Origin of the sequence: Staphylococcus equorum (assembly GCF_029531845.1) — a bacterium.
Taxonomy (GTDB): domain Bacteria; phylum Bacillota; class Bacilli; order Staphylococcales; family Staphylococcaceae; genus Staphylococcus; species Staphylococcus equorum_C.
Genome location: NZ_JAMBPV010000001.1, coordinates 298,881 through 312,556, shown reverse-complemented (window position 1 = coordinate 312,556; position 13,676 = coordinate 298,881). Strand labels below are relative to the sequence as shown.

General features: G+C 33.8%; 13 protein-coding genes. 6 read left to right on the top strand and 7 right to left on the bottom strand.

Translation table 11 applies throughout. From position 1 onward, the window contains the following. Positions 1–20: 20 nt before the first annotated feature. Positions 21–143 (bottom strand): hypothetical protein, encoded by a 123-nt coding sequence (locus tag M4L39_RS01385; RefSeq protein WP_277580387.1) that lies wholly within the window; start codon positions 141–143, stop codon positions 21–23. Positions 144–454: 311 nt separating this feature from the next. Between M4L39_RS01385 and M4L39_RS01380 the strand changes: the two genes are divergently transcribed. From M4L39_RS01380 to M4L39_RS01365, 4 genes are all read left to right on the top strand, one after another. After that, the gene (locus M4L39_RS01380; RefSeq protein ID WP_277580557.1) at positions 455–1,603 is read left to right on the top strand and encodes an alcohol dehydrogenase catalytic domain-containing protein; all 1,149 of its coding nucleotides are present in this window, start codon (positions 455–457) and stop codon (positions 1,601–1,603) included. Between the two features lie 352 nt (positions 1,604–1,955). Next, complete coding sequence (locus M4L39_RS01375; protein ID WP_277580386.1) at positions 1,956–2,348, top strand: hypothetical protein; 393 nt, start codon at positions 1,956–1,958, stop codon at positions 2,346–2,348. Continuing rightward, positions 2,338–3,045 (top strand): peroxiredoxin, encoded by a 708-nt coding sequence (locus M4L39_RS01370; protein WP_277580385.1) that lies wholly within the window; start codon positions 2,338–2,340, stop codon positions 3,043–3,045. The genes M4L39_RS01375 and M4L39_RS01370 overlap by 11 nt, the downstream gene beginning before the upstream one ends. Positions 3,046–3,118: 73 nt before the next feature. Further along, positions 3,119–3,736 (top strand): flavodoxin family protein, encoded by a 618-nt coding sequence (locus M4L39_RS01365; protein ID WP_277580384.1) that lies wholly within the window; start codon positions 3,119–3,121, stop codon positions 3,734–3,736. Positions 3,737–3,928: 192 nt separating this feature from the next. Here M4L39_RS01365 and M4L39_RS01360 read toward each other — a convergent pair whose 3' ends face one another. From M4L39_RS01360 to M4L39_RS01335, 6 genes are all read right to left on the bottom strand, one after another. Further along, complete coding sequence (locus M4L39_RS01360) at positions 3,929–5,302, bottom strand: MFS transporter (RefSeq protein WP_277580383.1); 1,374 nt, start codon at positions 5,300–5,302, stop codon at positions 3,929–3,931. Between the two features lie 111 nt (positions 5,303–5,413). After that, positions 5,414–6,214 (bottom strand): Cof-type HAD-IIB family hydrolase, encoded by an 801-nt coding sequence (locus tag M4L39_RS01355; RefSeq protein WP_277580382.1) that lies wholly within the window; start codon positions 6,212–6,214, stop codon positions 5,414–5,416. 207 nt (positions 6,215–6,421) lie between these two features. Beyond that, positions 6,422–7,204, bottom strand: coding sequence for an SDR family NAD(P)-dependent oxidoreductase (locus M4L39_RS01350; RefSeq protein ID WP_277580381.1), 783 nt, complete (start codon positions 7,202–7,204; stop codon positions 6,422–6,424). Positions 7,205–7,224: 20 nt separating this feature from the next. Then, entirely contained in the window at positions 7,225–8,472 is a 1,248-nt protein-coding gene (locus M4L39_RS01345; RefSeq protein WP_277580380.1) for an MFS transporter, read from the bottom strand. Positions 8,473–8,527: 55 nt separating this feature from the next. Next, positions 8,528–10,123, bottom strand: a complete 1,596-nt coding sequence (locus M4L39_RS01340) for a xylulokinase (RefSeq protein WP_277580556.1) — start codon at positions 10,121–10,123, stop codon at positions 8,528–8,530. 798 nt (positions 10,124–10,921) lie between these two features. Continuing rightward, positions 10,922–11,581: an SDR family oxidoreductase gene (locus tag M4L39_RS01335; protein ID WP_277580379.1), complete on the bottom strand. Its 660-nt coding sequence runs from the start codon at positions 11,579–11,581 to the stop codon at positions 10,922–10,924. A 205-nt stretch (positions 11,582–11,786) separates the two neighbouring features. Here M4L39_RS01335 and qac point away from each other — a divergent pair, with 205 nt between their 5' ends. Next, entirely contained in the window at positions 11,787–12,110 is a 324-nt protein-coding gene (gene qac, locus M4L39_RS01330; RefSeq protein ID WP_277580378.1) for a QacCGHJ group quaternary ammonium compound efflux SMR transporter, read from the top strand. 414 nt (positions 12,111–12,524) lie between these two features. After that, positions 12,525–13,448, top strand: coding sequence for an SMP-30/gluconolactonase/LRE family protein (locus M4L39_RS01325; RefSeq protein WP_277580377.1), 924 nt, complete (start codon positions 12,525–12,527; stop codon positions 13,446–13,448). Positions 13,449–13,676 lie beyond the last annotated feature (228 nt).

Sequence of the window (13,676 nt, the reverse complement as noted above, 5' to 3'; positions counted from 1 at the left end):
TTGGTGCTTCTACCGCATTCCTATAATGTTTGAAGCGCATCTATTTTTTCATTTTCCATACTTTCTAATAAATCATATTTATCTACATAACACGCATAAAATGTAGCTCGATTAATATCTACTAAAACAATAATGTGTTGCACGTTGGTATCTTCAAAATGTACTTCTTTCAGTAATTACAAAAATGATTGTTTTATCGCTTTCTCTGATTTTCTTACTCTACAGTCTTAAGTCATTTACACATGATACCTCCAAATGTTGCTTGTCTACTTGTGCCTGACATACCAAATCACTCATATTTATTTCAATACTCAACAAACAAACTATAACATTCTCCTTCTTTATACTTCCATAAAGTTTAGTCATATAGGCGACGGGAATATATTGAAAGAAACAGATTATATTTATGCCACTTGATCACGAGAAATTCTATGAAAATTGTGAGGCGTTATTTATGAAAGCTGTTACTTTTCAAGGTCAAAAACAAATGGAAGTTAAGCAAGTCAATGACCCAAAGATTGAAGATTCAACAGACGCTATTATTAAAATAACAGCATCGGGCATCTGTGGTTCTGATTTACATTTATATCATCAAGGTGATTTAATGATGGACCCAGGGTTTGTCATTGGCCACGAGCCAATGGGCATTGTTGAAGAAGTTGGTAAAGACGTTAAAAAACTCAAAAAAGGTGATCGTGTAGTGATTCCTTTTAATATAGGCTGTGGTGATTGTTACTATTGCAATCACGAAATGGAATCACAGTGTGATAATTCAAATCAAGAGCAAGCGAATTGGCAAATGGATAATGGTGGTTTGTTTGGTTTCGGCAGTATGCATGGTAACCATTGGGGCGGCCAAGCTGAATATTTAAGAGTCCCTTATGCAGAATTTTCTTCGTTTATCGTTCCAGATAATGATATGAAAGATGAAGATGTTTTATTTTTATCTGATGTCGCACCTACTGCATATTGGAGTGTAGAACATTCTGGTGTTAAATCAGGTGATACAGTTGTCATCTTAGGTTGTGGTCCAATTGGCCTTATGGCACAAAAATTCGCAAAACTTAAAGGTGCGAAACGTATCATCGCTGTAGATAATATTGAGCACAGACTGCAACATGCCAAAGAATATAACCAAGTCGAAATCTATAATTTTGATAAAGAAAAAGAAATCGGTAAGTTACTGCGTGATACTACACATGGCGGTGCGGATATCGTAATTGATTGTGTAGGTATGGATGGACAAGTCAAAGCATCTGAACGTGACTTGAGTCCGGATTCTGCACAACGTGGCACAATCAGTCCCATTGATACTGCCGCAGAAGCTGTAAGTAAATTCGGTACGATTCAATTAACAGGTATCTATGCCACGCCAGCTGATGATTTCCCACTCAATTTGATTTTCAACCGTAATGTCCAAGTTAAGACAGGTCAAGCGCCAGTGATTCATCTTATGCCTAAATTATACGAGATGATTCGCGAAGGTACATTTGATCCAACTGACATTCTTACACATACTATGCCATTAGATAAAGCGGCAGAAGCTTATGAAATTTTCGATCAGAAAAAAGATAATAATATTAAAGTGATTTTAAAACCTTAAACAAAACAAAGATTTCATCTAATAAATAATGTCTCCCCAATTCACAAAGAATTGGGGAGCATTTTTAATTGCTACACAAAACAATTAATATAATACGTATTTATTGCGAAAAGTTTAATATATTAAAATAGTGGAATATATACACTATACTGAACATTTTATAATGTTATAAAAATAAGCACATTTCCTCAATCTACGATATTATTTTAAAAATTCGTGTCTATAAATAAACGACTCAATATATTCCTTTTGTATAAACGACTTTTTTAACCTTTTTAACAATTTCCATTGCAGTTTTAAATTTTCAATTCCAAAGCTACGATATAAAATTCAAAGTTTAGGTGTGATAATTATGAAAATTGAACAATGTATAGAAGATTTTATAAAAAGTATTATTAAAAAAGACCCAGAGTTATTTTGTAGTTTATTATGCTCTAAAGATTTATCTCTTTTAAGAAAAAACCTATATATAAAAACCGGACGTCTTGGTGTAAATCGTTATATAAAAGATAGATACTTAAAAAAACTCACACGTTTAGTAACTACTTTTTACAAATACGAGTATTTTAAAGATGGCGATAAATATATAGTGAAATATTCATTTGCGAAAAATAATTCTTATCTTAAGACAGAATTCAAAATCGTTGGTGATCAAACTAACCCCTTATTTAATTTAAATATAAATAAAATGCAAGTGAAGTTTTTCAACCATTCTTCAACTGTAGGTGATGTACATGCCACTTAATTCAGATTTACATTCCGACACAAAACGTCTGCCACGTATTGGCGAAAAAGCCCCGTTTTTTAAAGGGCAATCCACACAAGGGGAAATAACTTTAGATGATTACAAAAATGACTGGATGATTTTATTTGCACATCCAGCTGATTTTACGCCAGTTTGCACTTCGGAGTTTGTAGCGTTACAAAACCAGTATTCGGAATTTCAAGATTTAGGTGTGAAACTGGTTGGTTTAAGTGTAGATAGTCTTGCCTCACATGTGGCATGGTTAAACAGCATCGAAGAGTCTTTTGATGTACAAATTGAGTTCCCACTAATTTCAGATTCCAACAAGGTGATATCAGAAACCTATGGTATGTTGGCACCTGAATCGGGTAATACAGAAAGCTCAAGAGCAGTATTCATTATCGATGACGATGCTGTGGTCCGCGCTATGATTTACTATCCAATGACTACCGGCCGTAATATCGATGAACTCTTACGTGTTACTAGAGCGATTAAGATTTCTGATGAAACAGGAGATAACACACCTGCTAATTGGAAAAAGGGAGATAATTTATTAGCTACCCCACCAGAAACGTTAGAAGATGCTAAAAAACAAATGAAAGATTCTAATTATGACTGTAAAAATTGGTATTATTGCGAAAAAGATTCTGAACAAAGCTCTAAAAAATTTTATAACCCATTTTTATATAACAACTAGCCCTAATACAATAAAATGAGTTATTACTTCTCTCTATTATTCAAAGTGAAAAGATAAAAATGGAGGTTAAGTTATGACATTGAAAGCAATTATTTTAAATGCATCGCTAAAACATGGCGATGAAATATCCAATACAGAAGGGTTAGCGAAGGAAGTCACTGACATCTATCGTAAAGAAAATGTAGATAGTGAGATGATTCGATTAAGTGATTATAATATTTCCTATGGCATCTCTGATGATATGGGTGACGGCGACGAATGGCCCCTCATTTTAGAAAAAATTAAAAATGCAGATATTTTAATTATTGGTACACCTTTATGGTTAGGTGAGAAAAGTAGTATCGCAACACTTGCCATTGAACGCCTTTATGGAAGTACAAGTTTAACCAATGAAGACGGTCAATCCATTTTTTATAATAAAGTGGGCGGTGCCATTATTACTGGTAATGAAGACGGCGCAAAAAATGCCGCGGCCTCAATCCTATATGCCCTATCTCATATTGGCTTAACAATACCTCCAAATGTTGACGCTTATTGGGTTGGCGAAGCAGGTCCAGGCCCTTCTTATTTAGACATTGAGCACGTTAATGAATTTACTAAAAAACATGTCGAAATGCTCGCCTATAATACAATACATTTAGCTAAAATTTTCAAGAATCATCCTATTCCCAATGAAGGTAACCAATTGTAAAATATAATATCAAAAAGAGGCTGGGACATATCACATGTCTCAGCCTCAATTTTTATATTGGCAGTGGCTGACTGAATTGAAAATGCGCTTATATCAAGCTTTTTTCAGTTCTAGTCAGCTGTGCCGGGGTGGGACGACGAAATTTTATTGAAAAAATTAGATTTCTGTCCCACTCCCTTTTTCGCGTACTGTTTAAGCTTTTATATTTTTCGGTATAATAATCTGCGCTAAAATCACACCAATGATCATTAAAGTCATACCGGCCATCAAAGACCAAGTCGCTGCGACACTTGCACTATGTGTCACTTGTACCGCCGCAAATATTGTAGTATTCATTGCAATGCCAAACGCCCCGCCTAGTGTAGAAGTCATTTTATACAGGCCTGAAGCTAGACCGATCTTTTCATCTGGAATCGTTAAAATAGCTACAGTTAAACCAGGCGTCGCACATAAACCATTACCGATAGCACAAATAACAAAACCAAATGTCACAGCTGCGATATACCAGTCAGATGGTAATACCGTTAAACTAATGAAAATAATGCCTATTGCAGGAAATAATGGCCCTACAAGTAACATTGGTTTACCGCCATGACGCAGTGATATTTTTTCACCTAAGCGAATCATTAACACTGCCATGATGACATACGGCACTGTAACTAAACCAGATTGAAACGGCGTTAAGCCCAATTCCGTCTGAGCATATATATTAAATACCGTAGTCGTACCTATACCTGTATTAAGCACGAAGTTAACCACAGAGGACCCAACGAGCCCGCGGTTACGGAATAATGCGAAATCAATGAATGGGGTACGTTTTCGACGTTCAAAAAAGTAAAATGCAATTACAGAAATAATAAATACACTAGCACAAATAATTGAAAAAGGACTCGTCCAGCCTTGTTCAAAGCCTTGCGTTGCAAATAAGGTGATGCTCCCTATTAAAACGGCAAAGATCAACATACCTATATAATCGAATGGTCGCTTATCGATAACTTCCTTTGCTTCTTCTTTCGTACCAAGTAATAGCACAAATGCTATGATAGCGATGATAATAGACAAGATGAAATTAGACTGCCAATTGATATATGTAGCGATAAATCCACCAACCAATGAAGCAATACCTACGCCTCCAACAGTACCAATCATTAAGTAACTAATCGCTTTACGTAAATCCTTACCTTCAAATTGATCTTTTAACACACCTACTGTTGCAGGTAAGAGTATGGCTGCTGATATACCTTGAATGATTCTTCCTATAATAAGCAGTGCCGTAATATCAGAAATAATAATTAATAATGAGGCGATAATACTTAAAATGATACCTAAATAGGTCATTTTGAGTCGGCCGATTTTGTCTGACACATCACCTGCGCCCACCATAAAGATACCAGTTGCGAAAGATGTGATACTCACTGATAAGTTAATAATACCAGGCGTTGTTTGATATGTTTGTTGCACTGGGGTAGATATATTTATAAACGATTGAGCAAACAGCCAATACGTTAATACACTTAATACAATAGCTAAGATTAATTTGTTGCCCGATTGTTGCTTCGTACTCATGATGTTCTATGCCTCCATCTTATATACTTCATATATTTAAAAAACATATGCACTAGATAGATAATATCACATAAGCAACTACTTAATGTTAAAAACTATTATATATTTTTATTATTTAAAATTTAATAATAAATTCAATGTTTGTACTACGCCATCAGCATTATTATTTATGGCTATTAAATTGGCCTCTGCTTTCAACTCTGGGTAAGCATTATCCATGGCCACTTTATATTTCGCTGCTTTAAATAAATCAATATCATTTAATCCATCACCAAATGCAATTGTTTCTGCTGGGCTGATTTGCAGTAAACTTTGAATTCGGTTAATGGTCGTTCCTTTGTTAACCCCTAAATCTGCAATATCTATCCATTCTTCATCAGATGCGATGATGTAAACCTCCGACTCATAATGCTTAATTTGATTTGCAGTCTCTTTACACTTACCCGTAGCATCGTGTACAGAAATTTTCAAAATATCTTCTTCAATTTCATCATAATTATTAATATAAATTACATTTTGGAACGAGCCATGTACCAATCTCTTCTCTGATTCTTGTGTATCTTTTAAGACATACGCACCTGATGCGGTGCATGCAAGTACTGTTTGCGTTGGATCTATATCTTTAATCACTTGAATAATTTCTTTAGCTTTCTTATTCTCAATTGTGGCATTATAAATAAAATCACCGTTAAATTTAATTCTTGTTGCGCTATCTCCTACGATAAACGTATCTTGTGCTAAATCCCCAATAATACTCTCGACACGCTCACACTGTTTACCCGTACAAAACACAAACCGAATGTTGTGTTTCTCGCAATTTTCTTTTAATAATTGGAACGATTCACTATTAAATTGGCTATCCTTATTTAAAAATGTTCCATCCATGTCCGCAACAATCAGTTTAATATCCATTGTAAATTCCCCTTTAACCATAATTAAGGTAATTGTATCGGTTTATAAATGAAAACGATAATATTTATATTTACTTGAGACGTCAATCCAAATAAAAAGGCAACTCTATGAGCTACCTTTTACTGTCTAAATTAATTTGTTAACGCTTTCCAATGGCTCCGCTTCAGCCTGTAGTCTTCCACTATTACTTGTCCCGTAAGAGTTGAATTAAAGTGCCGTATAACCACCGTCAATAGTAAATACACTACCTTGCGCAAATGAAGATGCATCTGAAGCTAAATAAACAACGATACCACCAAGTTCGTCTGGCATACCAGGACGCCCCATTGGTGTGAAGCCCATCCAATCTTCAATCATTTCTCCGCCTTGATCAAAGAATGGTTTTGTTAGTTCTGTTTTCATGTAGCCAGGTGCAATAGTATTAACTTTTATATTATATTTTGACCATTCCATTGCTAAACTTTTCGTTAACATGATAACTCCAGCTTTTGAAGCATTATAAGAACTTTGCTCTTGAGGTTTATTAGCAATTAAACCTGACATTGAAGATGTATTAATGATTGAACCATATCCTTGTTTAATCATGACACGGCCAACAGCTTGTGCTACTAAAAAGATTCCATTTAAGTTTAAATTAATGACCTTATTCCAATCCTCAAATGACATATCTTCTGCTTTTGCGTTAATTGTCATCCCCGCATTATTAACTAAAATATCAACTTTACCAAATTGCTCTAAAACATCCTCGACCATTTTATTAACTGCATCAGGGTCTGTGACATCAACTTTTACTCCTATTGCTTCAACATTTTCATTTTTCTTAATTTCTTCAGCTGTTTCTTCAGCTACTGCTATATTAATATCTGCAATAACTATATGTGAACCTGCTTGCGCTAATGCTGTAGCCATTGATTTACCTAGCCCCATAGCGCCTCCTGTTACGATTGCTACTTTTTCATCTAATTTAAATTGTTCTAAAATGTTTGTCATAATATATCACCTTTCTTTAATTAATGATTAGGTTGGTTAACTTTCATAAAGAACGTTAAAATAAATCCTATAAAATAAATAATTGCATATGTCCAAATGGTTAATTCAGGTCCTGCTATAGGAACTGTTATTGTTGCAATAGCAGGGCCAATGAAGTTACTTAAGCCTGCGGACAAATTATGAATGGAGACCGCAGCACCTTTGTGATTAGGTTCTAAAATAGGGAAGATCGCAGACATCGGTACAAAAGCTGCAACAGCAAAACCGAACACAACAGCCACACTGCCAGCAATCCAAATATTAGGTCCTGTCCAAATAGGTAAGTAATAAAAGGCTAATGTTGAAATAACCATACCTATACATCCAAACCACCGGACTTGTCTAACCCAACCGATTTTATCACCAACAACACCCCAAAATAGATTAGTGAAAATAGTTACAATGTACATGAGGCCCCATATACGTAACCATTCTGATGTTGTAAATCCTACAGTGTCTGTAAATACAATCGGCATAATAACGACTAAGCCAAAGAGGGCTAATTGATTAATCGTTCTAACAACACTTGCAATTGCTATTTGAGGATTTTTCAAAATGGTAATACCTCTAGCAAATTCAATTAACATTTCTTTTGGTGTTAATTTATCAGCTTCCTTGTCTTTACCTTTTTTATCTTTAACTAAGAACATCGCCATCAATCCACCGATTAAAATAAAGATTATCGATGACCACAATGTTCCCATAAAGCCAATCCAGGGAATTGAAAAGCTAGGTATATATGTTCCTAGGAAACCTATACCAACAGAGTACATGGCCCAAAACCATCCCATCGCAGAAGCCAAACGATGTCGTGGTGCTGAATATGTAATCCACACAACGAAACTGTAAATAAACATTGGATATGCGAAGCCACGGATACCATACATGATGAGCATCATTGTATAACTATGTTGTTCTATACCTAAAGTCAAGAAACCAACATGAAAGACAATCCAAATAATGAAGGCCAATATCATAATTTTTCTAGGACTGAAAATTTCTGCTAAAATACCAGAAAGCCATGATGCGATTGCTACTACTAAGCCGTAAATCGTTAAAATGGTCGAAGCTTGATGGGCTTCAAATCCAATATTAACAATGTACTTAGATAAAAAGGCCTGTTCTATTCCATCACCTGTCATAAAGATGGCTATTGCAACATAACCCCAAATCAAAGTTCTGGGTAAACCTAAAAATTGCTTCGGCTTATCTGCATTTAATGATTCCACACTAATCTCTCCTACGTATTAAAATATGCTTTATTCACTGTAACTAACACTTAAATTAAGCGTGTTCATCTACTTGCTGTTCCAGTTGAAGAGATGATTTGAAACGTTGAATGTATTTTTTAAAGCTCTTTATATCATTCTCGTTAGGTTCTATAGTAAATTGCTCAGTAAGTTTAAAAGCGTGGATACTTAAATAATCGGTTAAATTATTCTGCTGTTCTTCTACCAAATATCGTGCTAAAACAGCTATCCCCCATGCACCGCCTTCGCTTGCTGTCTTCATCACACTAACAGAACTTTCTAATGCAGCTGCTAAAAACGATTGCGCTACTTTTTCTGTTTTAAAAATACCTCCATGACCTAACATGCTGTCTATTTGAATATTTTCTTTTTCTTTTAATAAATCAATACCTATCTTCAAAGTACTAAATGCACTAAAAATATGTGTTTTCATAAAGTTTTCTATATTAAATTCACTATCAACATGACGTAAAAACATTGGATAGCCTTGTTTTACATCTGTGATAAATTCACCTGAGATGTATCCGTATGATAATAGTTTTCCTAGATCTTCATCTCCATTAAAAGCGCTTTCAAATAACTTTGTAAATAACTCATTTTTATCGTATTTCACATTCATTATTCTAAATACATCTTCAAAAAGTCCAATCCATGCATTGATATCAGAAGTACAATTATTCGCATGAATCATAGCAACATCATAACCATCGGGAGTTGTTACTATATCTACTTCGGGGTATACATTTTTGATTGGTTGCTCTAATACAATCATGGAGAAGATACTTGTTCCTGCTGAAACATTACCTGTTTTAGGAGCGACACTGTTCGTAGCAACCATACCCGTAGCTGCGTCTGACTCAGGAGCACACATTGGGCAACCTGATTTCAGTTGGCCATTAGGGTCAATCAATTTAGCACCTGTTTCTGTTAAATATCCTGCTGACTCACCTGCTACAATTACTTCTGGCAAAATATCTTTGATATCTTGTTGATAGCCTAATCCTTGAAATAGTGTGTTAAATCGTTCCATTAAATCTTCGCGCAACTCTTTTTTATCAGTATTAATTGGAAACATACCAGATGCATCGCCGATACCTAATACTTTTTTATCTGTTAAATACCAATGAACATAACCTGCTAGCGTTGTCATATAATTTACTTTGGCTATATGAGCTTCCTTGTTTAAAGCTGATTGATAAAGTTGGGCAATACTCCAACGTTCAGGGATGTTTACATTAAAATCATTTCGTAATAATTTAGCAGCTTCGTTCGCATTGTTATTTCTCCATGTTCTAAAAGGTACTAATAAGTCATCATTTTCATCAAAAACTAAATAACCATGCATCATCCCACTAATGCCTAAAGATGACAATTTAGTGATATGTTTATCACATTGATTTTTAATTTTTTGAGCCATTTCGTTATAACTTTTTTGAATGCCTATCCAAACATCATTCATTGAATAGGTCCAGTAGCCATTTTCATATTGATTTTGCCATTCATAAGAACCTGTAGCAACTGTATTGCAATCGGGGTCAATTGCTACAGTCTTAATTCTTGTCGAACCAAATTCAATGCCTACTGAAAGTTGACCATTGTTAACATAATCCTTCAACACTTCAATATCCATTTGCTTACCTCTTTCTATATAGTATGTAAACGGTGCCAAAAACGTAGATTACTCCAAAAATTCTGAAAAGTCAAAGTTTTAATCTTATGAAAAAATTAAATATTTAAGAGAACTATATTTTTATACATAAATACTATATAGCGTTAATTTTGTATTAAAAAAACAACTTTCAAAAAAATATATCGACTTAAATGGAGGCCTAAAGAGATTGTTATTTGAAATAATATATAGTGGACACTTTCACAGAGCAAGTTTTTAGTGAGAATTACATGGCAGTATTTATATTAGATGAATCATGTTAACTTAATTATAATTTATTTTTTAAAATATTTGTTTTGGCTTTAAGTTACAAAAGAATGTCAATAACTAAACTATCAAATATATCTGAGAGATTAAAAATATGATAGAAATAATTGCACTAATTTATGCGGCTATCATAAGTTCATGATATTTATACATAAATCGTGACAAGTCAGAAGTTTCAAAGAATAAGATAACTACAATATTTTCAATGCCCTATATTAGAAAAAAATAAAGTTAGACCGCTTTATATTTACTTTGGTCTAACTATGCTTATAACAAATGTATTTATTAATTAAAAAGTTATATATGTTACCTAATACGTATTTTTACTTACACAAAAAGCAACATGTAATAACATGTTGCTCTATTAAGGCTATTCAAAAGCTTTCGTATTTAATTCATGTTTATATATAAAATTATTTACTACTTAGACTTAATACTTACTTGAATTGAAGTATAAATTTAATTTACCTTGTATTAGCGTGTTTTTGAAAATCATTCGAGTGGACGTCTTTGATTTTCTACAGCTTCTTTTATTGGAACATTACCATCCGTAAGTTCCAATATTAATTGAGACGTTTCATCATTGTTTAATAACTCTACAATGACGGCTGCTACATTGTCTCGAGATACATCTCCATATTCTATTGCTGATCCAATTGTCACATGTCCTTTCCCAGGTTCATCTGTTAAAGTACCTGGACGAATAATTGTCCAATTGAGTCCAGAATTCACAAGATCTACATCTGCTTTGCGTTTCATCTTCATATAGAATTCAAAACTAGCTGGCATATTTTCGTCTCTCAACGCATCTGGAAATGCAGATACAAGTATAAAACGTTTTACTCCAGCATTTTTAGCAGCTTTAATCATCTTCTCGACGCCTTCACCGTCAATTTTTTTAGTGATTTCTTCACCAGCACCTCCTGCGCCCGCAGAGAATACTAGCGCATCTATGCCTTGTAATAATTTGCTATATTCATCAACAGGCGTGTCAATAATATCTGCAAATTCAGGTTTCACACCCATCGATTCAAGCTTACTTGCCTGTTCTTCTTTACGGATAAATCCTACAGTTTCAACACCGAGATCAGTAAGGATTGTCCCTAAACGTAATCCGATATTCCCATGTGCACCAATAATACCTACTTTCATTCATACTTCCCCCTTATATTTTTATTTATATAAACATAGTATAACTGATACCTATAAGTATTTTTAATATTACGTTTTGATGACTTATATAGAATTTATGACTAAATACTTACATACCTCGCAAATCATTAACAAAATACAAGACTTAAAATACTAAAGAATAGCGTATATGCTTGATTAAATAACACAAAAAGGAGAAACATATATGCCATATTTATATTTAATACTTTCTATCGCTACAGAAGTTGTAGGAAGTTCATTTTTAAAAACATCAGACGGATTTTCAAAACTTTATCCCACGTTAGGAACCATTATTTCATTTGGTGTTTGTTTTTACTTTCTTAGTAAAACATTGCAACATTTACCTTTAAATATTACTTACGCTAGCTGGGCTGGTTTAGGCCTTGTTTTAACAACATTGGTATCAGTCATTATCTTCAAAGAAAGCGTTAATTTGATGAGCATTTTATCTATAGCCTTAATTTTAATCGGTGTTATTTCACTTAACGTTTTTGGCTCATCACATTAAGTGAAATAGAAACCCAACCCAATTTGGGGTGGGTTTAATAACCTATTAATTGCTTTTTATTCGTCATTGTTATGTAGTTATATTGGCAGTGGCTGACTGAATTGAAAATGCGCTGATATCAAGCTTTTAAAGAACTACTAGTTCATTTATGAAGACAAGTAGTTCTTATGCAAGAGCTGAAGCTCTTGTATTCCATTTTTTAGTCAGCCGTGCCGGGGTGTGACGACGAAATTCTATTAGAAAAATTATAAACAACTTTGCTATGTGTTACCTAGTAATATTGGTAATTCAAGATTAAATATTGATAATATAAGATTAGAAACCTTTTTAGGTGTTTTCATATATCAACAATCTGTTTACTATAAGGTGATTTTCCTATAAGACACTTTTATAGAAAAAATTAGGAGGAGCATCATGCAAGCTAAATTACTACAAGAAAGCGTACAATCAACTTTTGCAGAAGGCCCTTTATGGGACGACGAAAATCAATGCTTATTTTGGATAGACAATGTAGAAAATAAAATTCGTGCATATTATCCTCAATCTAATCAATATACTTTTTACCAACTTCAAAAATCTCCAATGTCACTTGCAAAATATTCACAGAATGAACTTATAGTGATTATGAAAGATGGGTTTTATCTGTATGATTTAGAAAAAGAATCATTAAAAGAGGTTTTCAAACCAGTGGATTTAAATAACAAAATACTTTTAAATGATGCTAAGTGTGACCCTCAAGGTAGGCTTTGGGCAGGTACAGTCAACGATGACTTTAGATTGTTTAAAGAAAGCCAAGATAGCACTCAAACTGAATTTCATGGCCAAATCGCAAAGCTTTATCGCGTAGAAAGGGATTTTTCTTATATTGAAACAGCAAAAGAGAAAGTAACACTTTCTAATGGGCTAGATTGGGACCCTGTTCGAAACATTATGTACTATATTGATTCTGCTAACCAAGCAGTTAGTCAATTTAATTATGATTCAAAAACCGGTCAAATTTCAAATGAAGAGACTGTTTATACTTTTAAAGAATCAGATGGCTTACCCGACGGCATGACTATAGACCAGGAAGGCATGTTGTATGTCGCTTTATTCAAAGGAGGCCAAGTAGCAAAAATCGATCCTTTCCAGAAAAAATGGACAAACAGTATTACTTTACCAACTTCTACCGTTACATCTTGTGCATTTGGAGGAGAAAATTTAAAAACTTTATTTATGACTACGGCATTAGCACCATTAAATGAGTATGAAAGAAGTCAAGAACCGATAGCAGGATACATGTTCTCAGTCGATTTAGAAGTTGGTGGATACAAAACGAATATATTCAGAACAACTTAAAATTTTTTAGAGTTTATTTCACAAACAAAATTTAGGGTATGTTGCCATATTCAAGCTGAGTTTTTCCGCTGTTGTTCACTTGAAAAAACAACTACACTTAGAACACAAATTACTTCATTAGATAAACTGATAAACCCCCTTCACTCTACTTACTAGTGAAGGGGGTTTGTAATGTGTTTTATAGAGCCTAGAGGTAAAATATGTATTTACACATTTACCAATAATTAG